Source organism: Pseudomonas sp. 3296 (assembly GCF_031456615.1).
GTDB classification, from domain to species: Bacteria; Pseudomonadota; Gammaproteobacteria; order Pseudomonadales; family Pseudomonadaceae; genus Aquipseudomonas; species Aquipseudomonas mucoides.
In genome coordinates this window covers 239,592-259,570 of record NZ_JAVDUY010000007.1, presented here as the reverse complement: position 1 = coordinate 259,570, position 19,979 = coordinate 239,592, and the positions used below count along the sequence as shown (strand labels likewise).

The window sequence follows — 19,979 nt, the reverse complement described above, 5'->3', positions numbered from 1 at the left end:
GGCGATATTAATGTCGACTGACACGACCTCTTCGCGGGCAGGCTCGCTCCCACGGTTGTTTGTGCTGCCCGTAGGTCTATGCTTACGGCTCACACACACGTGACGAGGGATTTATGGACGATCCAGCAGACAACAAGCCACCGACCTTCTGGCAGATGCTGCAGAGCGTCATGGCGGCGGCGTTCGGGGTGCAGAGCGGGAAGAACCGGGCCCGGGATTTCACCCACGGCAAACCGAGTCATTTCGTGATTCTGGGGATTTTGTTCACGGCCGTGTTTGCCTTGTCCCTGTACGGCATTGTGCAACTGGTGCTGCATCTGGCCGGGGTTTAACGCATCAGCGTTTGCAGGCTGAACGGGTAGCGATAGGTTGTCGGCCGCCCTTTGGCCGAGAGTCGATGGAAGTTCACGCCATAGTCAGGCGTGCCCCCCAATGCCAGCAGGCGTTTGGCTTGCGTCTTGTCGATCAGTTGCAACAGCGGGATCAGCCGGTGGCGGCCGCCGTACAAATCGAGATCGACGCCCTGGTCATAATCATGCAACTCCACCAGCGCCCAACCACCTAAGGTGAAGTGACCGCCCAGCAGCACGCTAAGGCGTCCATCGATCATCGCCTGCAAGGCGGCGGGAGAGGTGTTGACGGCACTAAACAACACGTCTTTTCCGGGTTTTCCACCGCTTTCCTCAAACGCCTGCATCGCACCAAACGCCATTTCATCATTGGCTGACCACACCAGCGAAACCTGCGGATAACGCCGGAACAACAACTTGGCCTGCTCATAGGCGCGATCCCGGGTCCACCCGCTGTAGACCAATTGGCGCAAACGCACTTCAGGATGCTCGGCCAATGCGCGCATCATCCCTTGCTCGCGCAATTGCGCAGACGGAGTGATTTTCAGGCCGGAAAATGCCAATAGCTCGATAGGCTTGCCGGGCGTTGCCGGTGGATGCTGACGGATCAGCTCCTTTAGCATCAGGTAACCGCCCTCCTCGTCGTTGGGCACCAGGCTGCCCACTTGATCGGGGCGCTCACCCAACAGGCTCTGCTGGTTGGCCGTCAGCGACGCGTTCACCATGAACAGCCTTACACCGCTTCCCTGGGCCAGGCGCAGGATCTGCGGGGCGACATATTGTTCATTGACGAACATCAGATAGTCCGGGCGCTCGGGACCTTGCAGCGCCTGACGGGCTTGCGCCACCGTCAGTTCGGGCATGCGCTGGGCATAAAGGATTCGCAGGTCAACCCCCAAATCTCTGGCGGCGGCCTGCATAAATTGCGCGTAGCTGACCCAGAACGCTTCCTGGGTGGTACCAGGGCTCAGGAACAACACCGATTCCGCACGCGCAACCGGTCCGTAGACCGTGCCAAGCATGAGCACAAAGGCGTAGAAAAACTTCAACATTAACGTCCGAGCCCCCGGAAAATCGCCGCGCATTATAGCCAGTGAAGTTCCGTAATACGGCGTTTATTCCGACTTTTGTCCGACAATCGTCGGAACAGGGCCCGGACGGGGTCCGCTATTGATGGCTGACCCAGAACACTGCCGTACCCACGACCAGAATGATCAGGAACAGAATCGCCCAAGCATCGACTGTGCTATCAGGTTTTGACGCTTTGGTAGGGTTGCTCATTGCATCGCCTCTTGTCGGTTTTATCGGTGATTGCATAAAGACTCGACCACAGTAAAGACGACGATTGCCCGCACCACAAATAAGGGTTTAGTCATCACAGTTGTTATTAGTCGTTTTGGTTCTTTACATATACTCAAACATCACTTTTGCGCATAACTGCAAACTGGTATCTTGCCCCGGCTCCGTAGGGAGTGCGCGGCCGTGCGCGCAGAATTGCAGAGGTTCTTTCGGACTCCGCCAAGCACAAAAACGCAGCTGTATCCGAGCGACCCAAGCCTGAGAACAGGACTTATATGTACGTATACGACGAATACGATCAGCGGATCATCGAGGACCGCGTCAAGCAGTTCCGTGATCAGACCCGACGCTATCTGGCAGGCGAGCTGAGCGAAGAAGAGTTCCGCCCCCTGCGCCTGCAAAACGGGCTTTATATCCAGCGTTTCGCGCCGATGTTGCGCGTGGCGGTGCCTTACGGCCAACTGACTTCGCGTCAGGTACGCATGATGGCCAAGATTGCCCGCGACTATGACAAAGGCTATGCCCACATCAGCACCCGGCAGAACGTACAGTTCAACTGGCCGGCCGTGGAAGACATTCCGGACATTCTGGCTGAACTGGCGACCGTGCAGATGCACGCGATCCAGACCAGCGGCAACTGCCTGCGCAACGTCACCACCGACCAGTTCGCCGGCGTCGCCGCCGATGAACTGATCGATCCGCGCCCATGGTGCGAGATCGTCCGTCAGTGGACCACGTTCCATCCGGAATTCGCCTACCTGCCGCGCAAGTTCAAGATCGCGGTCAACGGTTCGACATCTGACCGCGCCGCCATCGAAGTGCATGACATTGGCCTTGAGCCCGTGCACAACGCTGCCGGCGAGCTGGGCTTCCGTGTACTGGTCGGTGGGGGTCTGGGCCGTACGCCGGTGGTGGGCGCGTTCATCAATGAGTTCCTGCCGTGGCAAGACCTGTTGAGCTACCTCGACGCCATCCTGCGGGTCTACAACCGCTATGGCCGTCGCGACAACAAGTACAAGGCGCGGATCAAGATTCTGGTCAAGGCACTGACGCCTGAAGTCTTCGCGCAAAAAGTCGACGCGGAAATGGAACACCTTCGCGGTGGCCAGACCACGCTGACTGAGGCTGAACTGCATCGCGTAGCCAAGCACTTCGTCGACCCCGACTACAAGGCCCTGGACAACCAGAGCGCCGAACTGGCCGAGCTCGACCAGCAGCACCCGGGCTTTGCCCGCTGGCGCACGCGCAATACCCTGGCGCACAAGAAGCCGGGCTATGTGGCCGTGACCCTGTCGCTGAAGCCAACCGGTGTGGCACCGGGTGACATCACCGACAAGCAGCTCGACGCCGTGGCCGACCTGGCCGATCGTTACAGCTTCGGTCAACTGCGCACCTCCCACGAACAGAACATCATCCTGGCCGACGTGGAACAGTCCCGACTGTTCGCGATGTGGGGCGAGTTGCGCGAGCAAGGTTTCGCCACACCGAACATTGGCTTGCTGACGGACATCATCTGCTGCCCTGGCGGTGATTTCTGCTCGCTGGCCAACGCCAAGTCGATCCCGATTGCCGAATCGATCCAGCGTCGCTTCGACGACCTGGATTACCTGTTCGACATCGGTGAACTGGACCTGAACATCTCCGGTTGCATGAACGCCTGTGGTCACCACCACGTCGGCCACATCGGCATCCTCGGGGTGGACAAGAAAGGTGAAGAGTTCTACCAGGTGTCCCTCGGTGGCAGCGCCAGCCGCGACGCCAGCCTGGGTAAAATCCTTGGCCCCTCTTTCGCCCAGGAAGCCATGCCTGACGTGATCGAAAAGCTGATCGACGTGTACATTGAACAACGTACCGAAGACGAGCGTTTCATCGACACCTACCAGCGCATTGGCATCGACCTCTTCAAGGAGCGCGTCTATGCAGCGAATCATTAAGAACAACGAAGTCGTCGACGAAACCTGGCACTTGCTGCCCAAGGACTTCAACATCGACGAGATCAGCAACTGCGATGACCTGATCGTCCCGTTGCAGCTGTGGCGCGAACACAGCCGTATGCTCAAGGCCCGAGACGGCGGCTTGGGTGTGTGGCTGGATGCCGATGAAGAAGCTGAGGAAATCGGCGACGACGTGGATCAGTTCAAGGTGATTGCCTTGAATTTCCCGGCGTTCACCGATGGCCGCAACTACTCCAATGCTCGCCTGCTGCGTGACCGTTACGGCTTCAAAGGTGAACTGCGAGCGATTGGCGATGTGCTGCGCGACCAGTTGTTTTACATGCGCCGCTGCGGTTTCGACGCGTTTGCCGTGCGCCCCGATAAAGACCCGTACGAAGCCCTGGAAGGTCTCAAGGACTTCTCAGTGACGTACCAGGCCGCCACCGACGAACCGCTGCCGCTGTTCCGTCGCCGCTGATGGTCAAACCTTGAACCCCTCTGGGGGTTCAAGGCTCCCCTCCCGCTTTACGTCAAAGATTGGCACGCTCCTCCAGTGCCCTGAAAGCCGCCATCGGATGTTCAAAGCGCCCGCTGCTGCGACTTAATCGATTCCACATTTCCTCAGACGCATCAGCCTCGTTCAACAATCGCCAGACTCTCGTCTGCAGTGGCAAGTAACCGACCTGAAAGTCAGCCGTCAAACTCAGCCTGTCGATGACAGCTAAAAACCGGGTGCCGGAAGGTTTGCCCGCCAGTCGTTGCCAAAGGGCCTGTCGGGACTGTTGCAACGCTACGTCGGAGTCTCGCAGCCATACCCTCGGCGAACCATAGCCAGCGCCGGGCGCGTTGAGCCATAAATTGATGCCGGTTTCCTCTCGATGGCTGACCAGTCGGCGCAGCGTGTCTTCGTCTGTCAGCGGGTTTCCCAATAGCAACACACGATCATCTTCGACTGCCTGCTTAATGACCGCTTGCGGTACCCGTGTGATCTGGTTGTCACGCAAATCCAGCAACGTCAGGTAGGGCTCCTCCCTGATACCGATCGGGCATCGGGTGATTTGAGTATTTCTCAGGTTGAGCTGACGCAGATCGTTCATGCCCATCACCAACGGCGGCACACCCAAGGGGTTGTCGCTCAAGTCCAGCGTTTGCAGATGGGTCAGGTCGCGCAGTTGTGAAGCGGCACTGTCAGTGAGTACCAGCTGTGTGCCACGCAAGTTCAGCGAGCGAAGATGTTTCATTTGTTCGATGGCGGGCGGCAAAGCGCGACCAGCATCGCCGGCCACGAAGTAGTTCCGCAAGTCCACGTTTTCAAGGTCCAACACTTCAAGGTTCGCAAAACACTCCAGAAACCCGTTCAAACTGTCCTGCTCTGTCAGATGAAAACCTCGCATCAGTAACTGGGTCACATCGTCGAACCTGACGTTCATCGTGGGTAATCGGTGATAGTTCTCAAAGTTCATATCCAGCGTGGCATGTGGCGCGTCTGCGCGCTTTTGCCAAAGGGCGACCAATTCCTCGGCGAGCTCTTTCCTGAGCGATCGTTCGTCCTCCAACTCTTCCATGAAAAGGTCAACGTTATGGGCCGCAATTTGCGCAGGGGTCATATTCGCTGCCCCGGCATCGCCAATCGCCAGAAACGGAAGATCCAGGTCATTGACGTCATCGGCAACCTGGTCGATCCAACCGCTTAAATCGGTGTTGAGTTGTTGTAGTTGTTGCTTCAACCCATCGATATAAGCCTGCGTATTGTTGCCCACACGTTGCAGTACTTCATCGGCCTGCGCCGAGGTGAAGTCGGGATAAATCTCCTTGAGTTGCAACCTCATCATCTCGTGGGTCATGGCTTCGCCTTGAGGCGTCGACGGATAACCTCCGCCGCGCAAGCCCTGAGGCTCGAACGTCAGCCCGCTGTCCATCCGTTGTAATCCGAGCAGGGTTTGCGAGCGAGGCAGTGCCACCGTGCCAATCTTGAGGCGCAACTCACTGACAGGATCATCAGATGTCAGGTGTAACGCCGAACGTTCGTCATCTGACAGGATCCCGAGGACAGCTTCGTAAAAGTCCGACTGCATGCCTTGTCGCTGATACCGATTCCTCACCCTGATGATGCTTCGACTGTGAGCGGCATCGAGCGGACCATTGCGGTCCAGCACCCGGCCAGCAGGCGAACGGTCAAAAATGTCTATTCGAAGATCTTTGGGCCATCCCGGTAGATTCGACAGTGAATGCAATGCCAGAGTGTCCGTCTCGGCATTGACGACTGCCCCAAGATAAAGGCCTTCGTAGGCCCGGTTCAGGCGCACATGCTGCTGGTACTGACGTGCTTTGCTGTCCAGGCGTTTGAACACTCGCCTGATCTCCACAACGTCAGGCGTGGCGCGGATATCCACACCATATCGGTCGAGCATTTGCTCGATGGCACTTTTGGGAAGCCCCGGGTATTGGTGCTGAAACAACTGGACCCATTCATGCTCCGATTGTTGCAGCGCTGCATATCGACTGTCGAACAGCTCGGTTTGCCCCGCCGAGCGCAGCTCCAGATCGAGCTTGAAACGGCTGATCGTGTCGGCCAGTAAAGGCGTCGGTGGCCGCCCGGCGTTCATCAAGCGCAGCATGTCGTCGTCTACCGCGCTGACCTTGCCGATCTGCGCCAGGACTTCATCACTGAATGACGCCACTGAGGGGCCGATCCCGCGAATCAGTTCCAGTCGAGACAGACCGGAAGGCGCTGCTGTCACACTCTTTGTCGCCGGCATGACGATGGCGGCGTGTTCACTTGTCTTGACGGCCTCGGCCTCAGCCCTTCCAACACTGACATCTGCTGCCGCACCGGCCAGCGGCAGCGCGTTGAGCAAGCCAAATACCGTGCGCGTCACGCCCTCTTTGCGCATGTTCGACGTTTCGCCGTTCACAGCCTGTTCCAGTCCGTAACCGGCATCGATGAGTCCAGCCAGCGCCAGCACCCCCTCTCCCCCCGGCAGAAACAGGGCCAGGGGCCCAAACCGGTTGATCCATTGCACGACCGGCTCGACAACAGCACTCAGATTGTCTCGGTTGACTTGAGCGTCATCCCGGATGGTTTTGACGCTTTCCCAGGCAGCCTGTTTCATGGTCGACACCAACTGTGCAAACGGATCGGTCGCGGGGGGCTGATCCTCGATGCCGATGTATTCGGCAGGGTCCCAATAACCATCATTGTTGAAGAAACCGGCATTTTTTGTCAGCCAGTGCTCATGCGGGTAGATGGCTATTCCATCCAGCGCCGTCAAAACACCGGCATGGAAGGTGCCGTCCTGTCGATCGTCGTCGGCAAAGTGAGCGGCCAGCGCTTGCCTGGTCGCGCTGGCCTTGCTCTGTGCAACCACCCATCGGCGCAATTGCGACACATCAGCGAAGTCATGCAGGGGTGAAGAGTTACCCGGGATGTACATCAATACCCGAGGGCTGGCGGTGACACGAAAAGTCCAGATATCAGTCGCTGTATAGCGGTACAGCTTCAGACGCCCCGCCCTGACCGTGGAGGGGATCAGGGTCGGTGCTTGCAGCGGTTCGATAGTCAGTGATTCCCATGCCTGATCCACCGGTAGACCTGCTGCCTGCATGGCCAGCGCCAGGCCCTTTTCACTCAGGCTTTGTTCATGCCGTTGCAGCGCGGCGGTCATGACAAATGCCGCTTTGACCGAAGTTCTCAGCGCATAGGGTTGCGGCGCAACGAGCGCCTCATCGGACGGCCAGGCGTGACCGAGATACGTCTTGTACAAGCCCTGCAAATCCAGCTCCCAGACCCACCTCTTGAAGTCAGCCGGTTGGATGGGGACCTGCGTCGACGGCCCATAGGCTTGCGGGACGGTTTGGCGATAAATGCCTTCATAGCTCTGGTGATTGCCACTGCCGCGGTCAGCGAACTCGTCGACGTTTTGCACGATCCGAACCGACGGCCCGATGTCCGGCGGCGTGTAAAAGCCGAAAGCGCTTTCGGCAAAACGTCCATCGCCCACGGTTTGATGGTTGGAAAGCAGCGCTTGCAGTAGCGATTGTGAACTCGCCACTTGACCCTGTTGGATGCCATCCTGCGCTGGATGTCCCTTGTAGTTGTAATCGAGGGTGGCCAGCAAGCAGGTTTGCGGATCAATGTCCGCCCCCCACTTTTCCTTGATCAAGCGTGCGCCAAATTGACTTGGGGTTTGTGGCAACGCAATGCTCACGGCGGCCGCGAGCTCGTCACGTATTCCTGGCGGGTCGGCAACGTTGTCTTGATTGAGATTGAGATTGGGCATGTGCATTCCATTGCGAACATTTGGAACACCACCCTAGCCAGCCGCCATTCCATCGGATGCAGGAGCGGGTCGACAGGCGGGTTAGGAGATTTCGCCATTTCAGGAAGGATTGCGACCGTTCTGCAGGCAAAAAAAACCGGGAGCTGAGTCCCGGCTTTTTTTAAAGCGAAGCTGCGCTGACGATTACCAAAAGCGTTGCTGGGTCAACCGGCTCCACCAGGTCAGCAATACGCGATCGACCGAACCGCTGGCCGCCATGCCAATACGCTCTTGCAGGCTTTTTCGCTCGGCATAGTGCAGGTGAAAGAGCTCGGCATTTTTTGCCCGTTCGGCGAGGTATTCATCGCTGGTCTTGAGTTCGTCGACCAGTTGTTTGTCGAGGGCGGCGACGCCGAGCCAGATCTCACCTGTAGCCACTTCATCGATGGCCAGTTGCGGGCGGTAGCGTGCGACGAAGTTCTTGAACAACTGATGGGTAATGTCCAGGTCTTCCTGGAATTTCTCGCGCCCCTTCTCGGTGTTTTCGCCAAACACGGTCAGGGTGCGTTTGTATTCGCCGGCGGTGAGCACTTCAAAATCGATGTCGTGCTTTTTCAGCAAGCGATTGACGTTGGGCAACTGCGCCACGACACCGATCGAGCCGAGGATGGCGAACGGCGCGCTGATGATCTTCTCGCCGATACACGCCATCATGTAGCCGCCGCTGGCCGCGACCTTGTCGATGCAGATGGTCAATGGCACGCCGGCATTGCGAATCCGCGCCAGTTGCGAGGACGCCAGGCCGTAGCTGTGAACCATGCCGCCGCCGCTTTCCAGGCGCAACACCACTTCATCCTTGGGCGTGGCGAGCGTCAGCAGCGCGGTGATCTCGTGGCGCAGGTTCTCGGTGGCAGACGCCTTGATGTCGCCGTCGAAATCCAGCACGAACACCCGTTGCCTGGCCTCGGGGGTTTTCTTTTGCTTTTTCTCGGATTTGGCCTGGGACTTGCGCAGGGCCTTGAGCTGTTCCTTGTCGAGCAAGGTTTGCTCCAGGCGTTCACGCAGCCCTTTGTAGAAATCATTGAGCTTGCTGACTTGCAACTGGCCGGCCGCCTTGCGTCGACCTTTGCTGCGCAAGGCCGCAAAACTGGCCAGGACCACCAGAATGGCGATCACCAGTGTCACGGTCTTGGCCAGAAAGCTGGCGTACTCGGTGAAAAACTCCACAGTGACTCCTTCATGACGATGCGCGACTTAAAACACGCGCGGGATGTGTCCAGCATACCCATGCGCCAGCTCGACGGCCAGCCGTGAAACCTCTGGCAACAGGCCTGTAACGGCCATTTCAAACAAGCGTATGTTTTTTCATTGACAGCTCAGCGCCATCCTCATAACCTCGCCAAACCTTCAACGTACCGGGATGACGCGGACGTGGGCAGTATCTATTTGATTCGACATGGCCAGGCCTCCTTTGGTGCGGACGACTATGACGTCCTGTCGCCGACCGGTATTCGCCAGGCAGAAATCCTTGGCCAACACCTGGCCGAGCTGGGTATCAGCTTCGATCGCTGTCTCTCGGGCGACCTGCGCCGTCAGCAACATACTGCCAACAGCGCGCTGGAGCAGTACGCCGCCGTGGGCCTGCCGGTGCCGACCCTGGAAATCGATCCTGCCTTCAATGAGTTCGACGCCGACGCGGTCATCCGCGCGCTGCTGCCGGCCATGCTGGAAGACGAACCCGAGGCCCTGGACATCCTGCGCAACGCCGCGCAAAACCGCGCCGAGTTCCAGCGCATCTTTGCCCTGATCATCGAGCGCTGGCTCGCCGGCACTTATGACACGCCGGGCCTGGAAAGCTGGCTGGGCTTTGTCGAACGCGTACAAGCCGGCCTGCAGCGAATTCTGGAAAGTGCCGACAGCACCCAGAAAATCGCCGTGTTTACCTCCGGCGGCACCATCACTGCCCTGCTCCACCTTATTACTCAAATGCCTGCCCGGCAGGCATTCGAGCTGAACTGGCAAATCGTCAACACTTCGCTCAACCACTTGAAGTTCCGTGGTCGCGAGGTGGCACTGGCTTCCTTCAACAGTCATGCACACCTGCAACTGCTGAAGGCCCCGGAACTCATCACGTTTCGCTGAGTCCGGACTATTGTGACCCTGGCTGTAATCACCCAGCTCTAATAATTACCCAAGAAAGGATCGAACCATGACCTCCGTAGCTGATGCCGTACAAGCAATGAAAGCCAAGTTCAACCCAGCCGCTGCTGCCGGTCTGGACCTGGTATTCGGTTTCCGCATCGACGACACCAAGAACTTCTCGCTCGTCGTCAAGGACCAGACTTGCGAGCTGAAAGAAGGCGAGAACCCGGACGCCCAGGTCACCCTGGTGATGGACGGCGAAACCCTGGAAGGCATCGTTGACGGTTCGACCGACGGCATGCAAGCGTTCATGGGCGGCAAACTGCGCGCTGAAGGCGACATGATGCTGGCCATGAAACTGTCCGAACTGTTCCCGAGCTAAGACGGCGGCTCCCGACCGTCGGGAGCCTGTCTGGCGATCAACGAATCCCGCCCCTTGTGGTGGGATTCGTCGTTTTCCGCCCCCGGAAAACGCCCCCTTGCGGATTCACCGTCTATATTCCTTCTGGCCGGCTGCGTCAGACATCGGCTGTTTGCCTCCGACCCCATTTCGTGGAGCACGGCCATGACCCCACCTGACGACCCCGACGGATTTAACCGCCGACGTGTACTGCAAGGCCTTTCGGCAGGTGCTGTCGGTGCCTGGATCAGCCCGCTTTTCGCAGGGAGTAAAACCATGCCCGACACCCCCGCCGACCTCATTCTGTACAACGGACGCCTGCATACCGTCGATCGCAAGAAACCCCAGGCCAGCGCCGTAGCGATCAAGGACGGACGTTTTGTGGTGGTCGGCAGCGATGCCCAGGCCATGGCCCTGCAAGGCCCCGGGACCCAAATCATCGACCTGCACGGTCGCACGGTGATTCCCGGCCTCAACGACTCGCACCTGCATCTGATCCGTGGCGGCCTCAATTACAACCTCGAACTGCGCTGGGAAGGCGTGCCGTCATTGGCCGACGCCTTGCGCATGCTCAAGGATCAGGCCGATCGCACGCCTACGCCGCAATGGGTGCGGGTGGTTGGCGGGTGGAACGAGTTCCAGTTTGCCGAAAAGCGCCTGCCTACGATTGATGAACTGAACAAAGCCGCGCCGGACACCCCAGTGTTTGTCCTGCACCTCTACGACCGTGCCCTGCTCAATCGCGCGGCCCTGAAAGTGGTCGGTTACACCCGCGACACGCCGAACCCGCCGGGCGGTGAAATCCAGCGCGACGCCAACGGCGACCCGACCGGCATGCTGATCGCCCGCCCCAATGCAATGATCCTGTACTCGACCCTGGCCAAGGGGCCGAAACTGCCGCTGGAATACCAGGTCAACTCGACCCGTCAGTTCATGCGCGAACTCAATCGCCTCGGCATCACCAGCGCCATCGATGCCGGCGGCGGCTATCAGAACTATCCCGATGACTATCAAGTGATCCAGCAGTTGGCCAAAGACCAGCAACTGACGGTGCGCATCGCCTACAACCTGTTCACCCAGAAACCCAAGGAAGAACTGACCGACTTCAAGAACTGGACCAGCACTTCACACTACGGCCAGGGCGATGATTTCCTGCGGCACAACGGTGCTGGGGAAATGCTGGTGTTCTCGGCGGCGGATTTCGAAGACTTCCTTGAGCCGCGCCCGGACCTGCCGCAAACCATGGAGCAAGAACTGGAACCCGTGGTGCGCCACCTGGTGGAACAACGCTGGCCGTTCCGTTTACACGCCACCTACAACGAATCCATCAGCCGCATGCTCGACGTGTTCGAGAAGGTTAACCGCGACATTCCATTCAACGGTCTGCCGTGGTTTTTTGACCACGCCGAAACGATCACGCCGCAGAACATCGAACGGGTCAAAGCCTTGGGCGGTGGCATTGCGATTCAGGACCGGATGGCGTTTCAAGGCGAGTATTTCGTCGACCGTTACGGTGCCAAGGCGGCCGAGCACACCCCGCCCATCGCACGCATGCTCGCCGAAGGCCTTCCGGTCGGCGCCGGCACCGATGCCACGCGTGTTTCCAGCTACAACCCCTGGACGTCGATGTATTGGCTGGTCAGCGGCCGCACCGTCGGCGGCCTGGAACTGTACCCGCAAGGCCTGAGCCGCGACACGGCGCTGGAGCTGTTCACCCACGGCAGTGCCTGGTTTTCCTCGGAACAAGGCAAAAAGGGTCAAATCAAAGTCGGGCAACTCGCGGACCTGATTGCACTGTCGGCGGACTATTTCCACATCGAAGATGAAGCGATCAAATGGATCGAGTCGGTGCTGACCATTGTCGATGGCAAGATTGTGCATGCCACCAACGAGTTCGAAAAACTCGGGCCGCCGTCAATTCCTGTGGTGCCGGAATGGTCGCCCGTTACCAAGGTGCCAGGGCACTGGAAACATCTGACGCCGATGACCGCGCAGGTTCATCAATGCGCAGGTGCTTGCGCGGTGCATGCGCACAGCCATGAGCGGGCGCGGATGTCGTCAGCGCCGGTCAGTGACTTTCAGGGATTCTGGGGCGCGTTTGGCTGTTCGTGTTTTGCGTTTTGAAAAGAACCGCTAATCCGACTGCGTCGATGCGATACCTGTAGCAGCCGAACGCAGGCTTCGCCAGCTGCTACATGAGCCGGTTCTGGCAGGATCTGTTTACAATGCCAGCACCTCCCGCACCGGCCGCCCCATGGACATCGACCTCGCCCGCACCTTTCTGGAAATCGTCCGTCACGGCAGCCTCGCTGCGGCGGCCGAGAAACTCCATGTCACCCAGACCGCGATCACCGCGCGCGTGCAGAAACTGGAAAGCCAGCTCGGCAGCACGTTGTTCGTGCGCAACCGTGCTGGCGCCCGCCTCACCCCCAATGGCGAGGCCTTTGTGGTGTACGCCAACCAACTGGTCGAGACTTGGGAAGCGGCGCGTCGGGATTTGCCGCTGCCAGAAGGTTATCGCGATGTGCTGCACATCGGTGGCGAGGTCAGCCTGTGCAACCCGTTGATGCTAAGTTGGGCCGGCGAACTGCGCGAGAAGATTCCCAGCCACGCTCTGCGCATGGAAATCCGCGACGGCGAAAACCTCCTGCGGCAGCTGGAGCTGGGCGTACTCGATGCCGCGCTGGTCTATCAGCCGGAGTATTGGCCACGCCTGCAAGTCGAGCAGGTACTGGAAGAAAAACTGGTGTTGGTGCGGTTGCCCGGCAAACCCGATCCATACGTGTACATCGACTGGGGCCCGGACTTCCGCCGCCAGCACGATGCAGCCCTGCCGGAAAAAGCCAAAGCCCCGTTGAGCTTCAACCTCGGCCCGCTCGGGTTGCAGTACATCCTCGAAAACGGCGGCAGCGGCTACTTCCGTACGCGTGTGGTCCGCAGCTACCTGGAAAGCGGCGTCCTGGAAGCCGTGCCCAAGGCCCCGGAATTCAGTTACCCGACTTACCTGGTGTATTCGCGCGATCGCGACTCGGCGACCCTGCAACGGGCCTTCGATTTGCTGCGTGAAGTGATCCAGTCCGATGAAGACTGGTCGCAGCGCTGGAATCCACTGACCTGAGCACACCGGATCATGGCGTTTGTGTCCTCTAAGTAGCGCCAGCCTTTGCGGGGAGATCAGCTAATCTGCTGGTGATAACTACAAGCAGAGGTGACCGCAGTGAGGCAGACCACCCAGGCATTCCGCAACCGCTATCGCGCCGACATCCATCCCCTCTATAACCCATGGCTGCACGGCGCGTTTGTGCTCATTTTCGGGGTGTTGGCCATCGGCGGATTCTGGAGCACCGTGCGTCAGGTCACCCCGCTGGAATGGCTGGCGGTGCCGGTCACACTGTTGTTCTTCAACTTCGGTGTATACAAGGTTCATCGAGACCTGGGGCATCACAAAAAGAGCTTCGCGCGGATGTTCTACGCCCGCCACGCCGGCGACCATCACAGCTTTTTCGCCCCCGGCCACATGACTTACGACAGCGCCCGGGACTGGCGGGTGATTCTGTTTCCAGCCTGGCTGATCGTGGTCCATACCGTCGTCATTACCCTGCCCCTGTGGTGGCTGCTGGGTCGCTTCGATACCAACGTCGCCGGCTTGTTTGGCGGCTGCCTGGTGCTCGGTTACCTGACCTATGAAGTGTTTCATGCCTGCGAACACCTGCCGCCCGGCAACCCGGTCACGCGTCTGCCGTGGATTCGCCAGATGCGCCGTCTGCATGAACTGCATCACCGTCGCGAACTGATGCAGGAGCGCAACTTCAACATCGTGTTTCCACTGATGGATTACCTGTTCGGCACCCTTTACTGGGAACCGGATCATGACCCCCTCCCCTTGACGAGAACGCCCATGACCCGCATGCAGCACCAGATCGTTATCGCCGGAAACCCGATTGACGTGCTCGCCTACGCCAGTACCGTCACCCGTTGGCCGGAGTGGCATCCGTCGTCCCTCAAGGTCGACGGTCAGGCTGGGGCGCTGCACGCCGGCTCACGGTTCGAGGAGGATATCCGGGCCGGCGGGCGCGACGGGCACCTGAGCTGGGAGGTCAATGAATACCTGCCGGGGCGCCGTTGGAGTGCCTGGGCGCGGGGCGATCACGGATTGTCGCTGGTGGTGACGTACGAATGCACCGTCGAAGGTGACGGCACGCAGTTTATCCGTACGCTGGAGTACCAGTTCGCGGGCGTGGCGATGCGCATTGCCAATCAACTGTTGCTCAAGCGGCGCATCGAGCGTGAATCCGCCGAGTCGATGCTGGCCTTGCGCGAGATGGCGCAAAAACAACTGACACCCGCCGGAGCCCATGTGTGAGAAGACTCATCAAGTTCCGGCATCTGGTGTTACTGCTCTTGATTGCCCTGTGTGCCTTCCTGTTGCTGTTCCCGACCAAAGTTCGCCCGGTGGCCTGGAATCCGCCCCCGGCGCCCTCCCTCACCAGCGGCGACTACGCCGACAATGAACGCCTCAAAGGCGTTGAGCGTGTCGGCCCGGCTGACATTGAGGGACCGGAAGCCCTGCTGCTGGAGAGCGACACACTGATCACCGGCCTGCATGACGGCCGATTGATTCGCACCAGCCTCGACGGCAAACAAACCAAAGTGCTCGCCGATACCGGTGGCAGACCATTGGGCCTGGCGCGTCACCCGAATGGTTTGCTGGTCGTCGCAGACGGCGTCAAAGGGCTGCTTTCTCTGGATGCCCAAGGCCGGTTAATCCCTTTGAGCACCACGGCGGGCGGCGTGCCCTTTGGCTTTACCGATGACGTGGCGATCGACAAACCCGGGCATTTCGCCTATTTCAGCGACGCCTCCAGCCGTTGGGGCTACGGCAAGGATGGCGAGGCGATCATCGAGCATGGGGGCGATGGCCGTTTATTGCGGTATGACTTCCAGACCGGCAAGACCGATGTGTTGCTGGACAAGCTCGAATTTGCCAACGGTGTGACGCTGGGGCCGGACGACGCCTTTGTGCTGGTCAACGAAACCGGCGCCTACCGCATCAGCCGCTTCTGGCTGACCGGGCCTAAAGCCGGCACGCACGACCTGTTTATCGACAACTTGCCCGGGCTGCCGGACAACCTCTCGTTCAACGGCCGCGACCGGTTCTGGGTTGCGCTCTACTCACCGCGCAACGCGCTGCTGGACCGCACGGCGCCGCACCCGTTCGTGCGCAAAATGATTGTCCGAGCACTGACGGTGCTGCCTAAACCGGTGGAGAACCGGGCTTTTGCCCTCGGGCTGGATGTGGACGGCAAGGTGATTGCCAATCTGCAGGATGGCACCAGCGGTAATTATTCGCCGATCACGACGGTGCGCGAATATGGGGACTGGCTGTATTTCGGGTCGTTGAAAGCCATGAACATGGCCCGCCTGCCGCTAAGCACCGCCCTCCAGAAATAACCCAGATCCCCTGTAGGAGCGAGCAGGCTCGCTCCTACAGGGGAAATGCGTGGGTTAATCGGGATCTTCATCGTCAGCCGTATCGTCGTGCTCACGCAACGGGTCGTCATCCTCGCTATCGGGATGGGTGGTGATGTGGTTCGGGCTCAACGGCTCGGGATGAGTCGGGATCGGGTCGTACCCGCCCTGCTCTTCACTCGGAAATCCGGGATTGGACATAAGGCACCTCTCAGTGAGTCGTTAACGATGACTCATGACATTCGAGGTGCCGGTTTTGACGCCGTTCCACTTCTCAGTCACCGGTCGTCGGTGGCTCGGTACGACGTGTCAGGACCATGCCTGCAATTGCTGGACGATCTTGTCCTTGACCAACAAGCGATGTTCCTTGAGCTTCTTCAACTGGTCATCACTGGGCGCATCGGATTTCGCGGTCTCGGCCTTCACCACTTCAGCGTCCGCCTGGGAATATTTGTTGATCAGCGAATCCAGTAACGGATCCTTGGTGCGTCTTTGCTGGATCTCTTCCTTTGAAACCTTCAAGTCCTGATACAGATCGTGGTTCACCGGCATGGAACACCTCCGTTTGATGATCGGTAGCAAACGCGATCGATTGCGTTCACCAACTATCAGAATGGCCTTGGTTTACGCGTTCTGTCGACCACCTGTCAGACCGGCGGTGTCCGTTCGTCGTCCTGTCGCAAATGCGATAAAACCTTTACCCGGACGCCAGCCTCCACAGAGTAACGATCCACAGGATCGACTACCCAAACCTGTGTGGAGAATGACCAATGGACGGATTCACCCTGCGCCACCTCGCCCTGGCCGTCGCCTTGAGCAGCAGCATGGGCACGGCATTTGCCGCCACCTCCAATGATTTCGTCGACAAAGCAGCCGCTGGCGGCATTGCCGAGATCGAAACCAGTCGCCTGGCGCTGGAAAAAAGCACTTCGGCCGACGTCAAGGCGTTCGCCAACATGATGATCACCGATCATTCCAAGGCCAACGATGAACTGGCGGCCCTGGCGAAAAAGCATGACATCGAGGTGCCGGACTCGACGACGCTGGTCAAACAGGCCAAGGAGAAAATTCTCGACATGCGCGATGAATCCTTCGACGCGGCGTACGCAAACAACCAGGTGAAGGCCCACGAAGACACCATCGAATTGTTCAAGAAAGAAGCCAACACCGTGACGGACGACAAGGTCAAGGGCGCCACCGAGCTGAAAGGCTTCGCACAAAAAATGCTGCCTGCCCTGGAAAAACACCTGGAAATGGCGAAAAAACTCCAGGCTGCCCACCCCGACAAATAACTCGACCTGGAGGCCACAACGTCCCCCCTGTAGCAGCTGGCGAAGCCTGACGCAGGCTTCGCCAGCTGCTACAAGTCTGCTCCTTTCCACAGCCAACCACCTTCCAATGTGGGAGAGAGCTTGCTCGCGATGGGGCCAGCATAATCAACCCATCAAGCCCTACCGAGCACTCGAGCCAAAAATGGCGCAGTCCGGCTCTTCTTGCTCTTAGCCACTGTCTGGGGCGTGCCGGCCACGACGATTTTCCCGCCCTGATCCCCCGCCCCCGGCCCGATGTCGATCACCCAGTCACTCTGCGCGACCACGCGCATTTCATGCTCGACCACAATCACCGTGTGCCCCGCGACCACCAGCGTATTCAACTGCTCCAGCAACCGGTCAACGTCCCGTGGATGCAAACCGGTCGTGGGTTCATCGAGCACATACAACGTTGCCCCACGCTGATTACGCTGCAGTTCAGTCGCCAGTTTGATCCGCTGCGCTTCACCGCCTGACAATTCAGTCGCCGGCTGCCCCAGTCGCAAATACCCCAAACCGATATCCCGCAACACGTCCAGCGAACGGCGAATGCCGGGTTGCTCGGCGAACACCTCCACCGCTTCATCCACCGTCAACTGCAACACCTGCGCGATGTTCAACCCTTGCCAGGTGATCGCCAGTGTCTCGGGGTTATAGCGGGCGCCGTGACACGTCGGGCATGGCGCGTAAACGCTGGGCATGAATAACAATTCGACGCTGACAAAGCCTTCACCTTCGCAGGTCGCGCAACGGCCCTTGGCGACGTTGAAGGAGAACTGCCCGGCGTCGTAGCCTTCGGCCTGTGCCTCGGGCGTGGCGGCGTACAGCTTGCGCACGTTGTCGAACAGCCCGGTGTAGGTCGCCAGATTGGAGCGCGGCGTGCGGCCGATGGGTTTCTGGTCGACTTGCACCAGGCGCTTGATCGATGCCAGCCCCGCCGTGACCTGACCGCCACTGACTTGCGGCGCATCGTCCTCAAGGCTCAACGCCTCGACTTCGTTGTCGCTGGTGGCCCGGCCCAAATGCGCGCCGACCAGTTCCAGCAAGGCCTGACTGACCAGGCTCGATTTACCGGATCCGGACACACCCGTCACGGCGGTAAAACAGCCCAACGGAAACTCGACGCTGAGGTTGTTCAGGTTATTTCGGGTGATGCCCTCCAGCCTTAGCCAATCCTTGGCCTTGCGGCTGGCACGGGGTTTGGCGACCTGTTCAGCAAACAGGTAGGCGCGTGTCTGGGAGTTCGCCACTGCGGCTAACCCGGGTGGTGGACCGCTATAAAGAATCTGGCCGCCATTCTCGCCCGCCGCCGGGCCGACATCGATCAACCAGTCGGCCCGGCGCATGGTTTCCAGATCGTGCTCAACCACAAACAGCGTATTACCGGCTGCTTTCAGACGTTGCAGGGCTTCAAACAACGCCTCGCCATCCGCCGGATGCAGACCGGCCGAGGGCTCATCCAGCACATAGATCACACCGAACAGTTGCGAGCCCAGTTGCGTCGCCAGCCGCAGACGCTGCAACTCGCCGGAGGACAGCGTCGGCGTGCTGCGCTCCAGTGCCAGGTAACCGAGGCCCAGGTCCGTCAGGGTGCTGACCCGTTCCAGCAAATCCTGAGCGATGCGTTGCGCGGCCAGGCGCTTTTCCACCGAAAGATTCGGTGTGTGGCGCACATCCGGCGCGTTGGCATGCCCACTGGCACCGTGGGCAACCCGCGCTTCCCGAGCCTCGCGGGTTTGCCGGTGGGTCAACACCTCGCCCGCCTCATCGGCCTGTTCCAGGTAACTGTGCGCCGCCACTGGTTTCAGTACGGCGGCCACTTGTAGCAGCGGCATCTGCGATAGCTCACCGATGTCGTACCCCGCGAATGTCACCGACAGCGCCTCGCGCTTGAGCCGTTTACCGTCACACAACGGGCATGGGCTGCCGAGCATGAATTGCGAAACGCGCTTTTTCATCAGCGCACTTTGCGAATGGGTGAAGGTGTGCAGGATGTAGCGTCGGGCGCCGGTGAACGTGCCCTGATAACTCGGTTCCATTTTGCGTTTGAGCGCGACCCGGGTTTCTTCCGGCGTGAGCCCGGCATACACCGGCACCGTCGGTGTCTCTTCGGTGAAGAGGATCCAGTCACGCTGCTTTTTCGGCAGTTCGCGCCATGGGATATCGACGTCGTAGCCCATGGTCACGAGGATGTCGCGCAAGTTCTGCCCCTGCCAGGCCGTTGGCCAGGAAGCCACCGCGCGTTGGCGGATGGTCAGGCTCGGGTCGGGGACCATCAGCGCTTCGGTGACGTCGTAAACCCGCCCCAACCCGTGACACTCCGGGCACGCGCCTTGCGGGGTGTTGGGCGAGAAGTCTTCGGCGTACAGCATCGCTTGCCCCGGCGGATAGCTGCCGGCCCGCGAGTAGAGCATGCGGATCAGGCTCGACAGGGTCGTCACGCTGCCCACCGAAGACCGGGTACTGGGCGTACCCCGCTGTTGTTGCAAGGCAACGGCCGGCGGCAAACCTTCGATGGAATCGACATCCGGTACGCCAACCTGATCGATCAACCGCCGCGCATAAGGCGCCACGGATTCGAAATAGCGGCGCTGCGCTTCGGCGTAGAGGGTCGAGAACGCCAGCGATGACTTGCCCGAACCGGAGACACCAGTGAACACCACCAGCGCATCGCGCGGAATGTCGACATCGATGTTCTTGAGGTTGTGTTCCCGGGCGCCACGCACCCTGACCATGCCGGAGGGAGGGTTGGAGGTGCGCTTGGATGTCATCGAGTGGCCTTAATCAGATATTGAAAAAACACAAATCCCCTGTGG

At 59.5% G+C, this 19,979-nt stretch carries 16 protein-coding genes; 10 read left to right on the top strand and 6 right to left on the bottom strand.

The genetic code is table 11. The features are described 5' to 3' along the window. Nucleotides 1-113 precede the first annotated feature (113 nt). The gene (locus J2X66_RS20515) at nucleotides 114-332 is read left to right on the top strand and encodes a DUF2970 domain-containing protein (protein ID WP_310267694.1); all 219 of its coding nucleotides are present in this window, start codon (nucleotides 114-116) and stop codon (nucleotides 330-332) included. Here J2X66_RS20515 and J2X66_RS20510 read toward each other — a convergent pair. Next, nucleotides 329-1,402 carry an ABC transporter substrate-binding protein gene (locus tag J2X66_RS20510; RefSeq protein ID WP_310267692.1) on the bottom strand — a complete coding sequence of 358 codons (1,074 nt, stop codon included), beginning with the start codon at nucleotides 1,400-1,402 and terminating at the stop codon, nucleotides 329-331. The two genes, J2X66_RS20515 and J2X66_RS20510, sit on opposite strands and share 4 nt — an antisense overlap. Before the next feature lie 522 nt (nucleotides 1,403-1,924). Here J2X66_RS20510 and J2X66_RS20505 point away from each other — a divergent pair. Both J2X66_RS20505 and J2X66_RS20500 read left to right on the top strand, forming a co-directional pair. After that, nucleotides 1,925-3,583 (top strand): nitrite/sulfite reductase, encoded by a 1,659-nt coding sequence (locus J2X66_RS20505; protein ID WP_310267689.1) that lies wholly within the window; start codon nucleotides 1,925-1,927, stop codon nucleotides 3,581-3,583. Continuing rightward, the gene (locus tag J2X66_RS20500; protein ID WP_027923761.1) at nucleotides 3,567-4,061 is read left to right on the top strand and encodes a DUF934 domain-containing protein; all 495 of its coding nucleotides are present in this window, start codon (nucleotides 3,567-3,569) and stop codon (nucleotides 4,059-4,061) included. The genes J2X66_RS20505 and J2X66_RS20500 overlap by 17 nt, the downstream gene beginning before the upstream one ends. Nucleotides 4,062-4,113: 52 nt before the next feature. Here the strand turns inward: J2X66_RS20500 and J2X66_RS20495 are convergent, their stop codons facing one another. Then, nucleotides 4,114-7,869: a dermonecrotic toxin domain-containing protein gene (locus J2X66_RS20495; protein ID WP_310267683.1), complete on the bottom strand. Its 3,756-nt coding sequence runs from the start codon at nucleotides 7,867-7,869 to the stop codon at nucleotides 4,114-4,116. Between the two features lie 177 nt (nucleotides 7,870-8,046). Further along, nucleotides 8,047-9,069, bottom strand: a complete 1,023-nt coding sequence (sohB, locus tag J2X66_RS20490; protein ID WP_310267679.1) for a protease SohB — start codon at nucleotides 9,067-9,069, stop codon at nucleotides 8,047-8,049. Between the two features lie 204 nt (nucleotides 9,070-9,273). Between sohB and J2X66_RS20485 the strand changes: the two genes are divergently transcribed. From J2X66_RS20485 to J2X66_RS20460, 6 genes are all read left to right on the top strand, one after another. After that, nucleotides 9,274-9,984 carry a histidine phosphatase family protein gene (locus J2X66_RS20485; protein WP_310267676.1) on the top strand — a complete coding sequence of 237 codons (711 nt, stop codon included), beginning with the start codon at nucleotides 9,274-9,276 and terminating at the stop codon, nucleotides 9,982-9,984. Nucleotides 9,985-10,051: 67 nt separating this feature from the next. Next, the gene (locus tag J2X66_RS20480; RefSeq protein ID WP_310267675.1) at nucleotides 10,052-10,366 is read left to right on the top strand and encodes an SCP2 sterol-binding domain-containing protein; all 315 of its coding nucleotides are present in this window, start codon (nucleotides 10,052-10,054) and stop codon (nucleotides 10,364-10,366) included. Between the two features lie 294 nt (nucleotides 10,367-10,660). Further along, nucleotides 10,661-12,508: an amidohydrolase gene (locus J2X66_RS20475; RefSeq protein ID WP_310267673.1), complete on the top strand. Its 1,848-nt coding sequence runs from the start codon at nucleotides 10,661-10,663 to the stop codon at nucleotides 12,506-12,508. Between the two features lie 130 nt (nucleotides 12,509-12,638). Further along, nucleotides 12,639-13,502, top strand: a complete 864-nt coding sequence (locus tag J2X66_RS20470) for a LysR family transcriptional regulator (protein WP_310267670.1) — start codon at nucleotides 12,639-12,641, stop codon at nucleotides 13,500-13,502. A 99-nt stretch (nucleotides 13,503-13,601) separates the two neighbouring features. Then, the gene (locus J2X66_RS20465) at nucleotides 13,602-14,747 is read left to right on the top strand and encodes an SRPBCC family protein (RefSeq protein ID WP_310267667.1); all 1,146 of its coding nucleotides are present in this window, start codon (nucleotides 13,602-13,604) and stop codon (nucleotides 14,745-14,747) included. Further along, entirely contained in the window at nucleotides 14,744-15,835 is a 1,092-nt protein-coding gene (locus J2X66_RS20460) for an SMP-30/gluconolactonase/LRE family protein (protein ID WP_310267664.1), read from the top strand. The genes J2X66_RS20465 and J2X66_RS20460 overlap by 4 nt, the downstream gene beginning before the upstream one ends. A gap of 54 nt (nucleotides 15,836-15,889) precedes the next feature. Here J2X66_RS20460 and J2X66_RS20455 read toward each other — a convergent pair whose 3' ends face one another. Both J2X66_RS20455 and J2X66_RS20450 read right to left on the bottom strand, forming a co-directional pair. Beyond that, nucleotides 15,890-16,054, bottom strand: a complete 165-nt coding sequence (locus J2X66_RS20455; RefSeq protein ID WP_310267662.1) for a hypothetical protein — start codon at nucleotides 16,052-16,054, stop codon at nucleotides 15,890-15,892. A gap of 108 nt (nucleotides 16,055-16,162) precedes the next feature. Next, nucleotides 16,163-16,405: a DUF465 domain-containing protein gene (locus J2X66_RS20450; protein WP_310267659.1), complete on the bottom strand. Its 243-nt coding sequence runs from the start codon at nucleotides 16,403-16,405 to the stop codon at nucleotides 16,163-16,165. A 218-nt stretch (nucleotides 16,406-16,623) separates the two neighbouring features. Here J2X66_RS20450 and J2X66_RS20445 point away from each other — a divergent pair, with 218 nt between their 5' ends. Next, the gene (locus J2X66_RS20445; protein ID WP_310267656.1) at nucleotides 16,624-17,145 is read left to right on the top strand and encodes a DUF4142 domain-containing protein; all 522 of its coding nucleotides are present in this window, start codon (nucleotides 16,624-16,626) and stop codon (nucleotides 17,143-17,145) included. Between the two features lie 152 nt (nucleotides 17,146-17,297). Here J2X66_RS20445 and J2X66_RS20440 read toward each other — a convergent pair whose 3' ends face one another. Continuing rightward, the gene (locus J2X66_RS20440) at nucleotides 17,298-19,934 is read right to left on the bottom strand and encodes an excinuclease ABC subunit UvrA (protein WP_310267653.1); all 2,637 of its coding nucleotides are present in this window, start codon (nucleotides 19,932-19,934) and stop codon (nucleotides 17,298-17,300) included. Nucleotides 19,935-19,979: the final 45 nt, after the last annotated feature.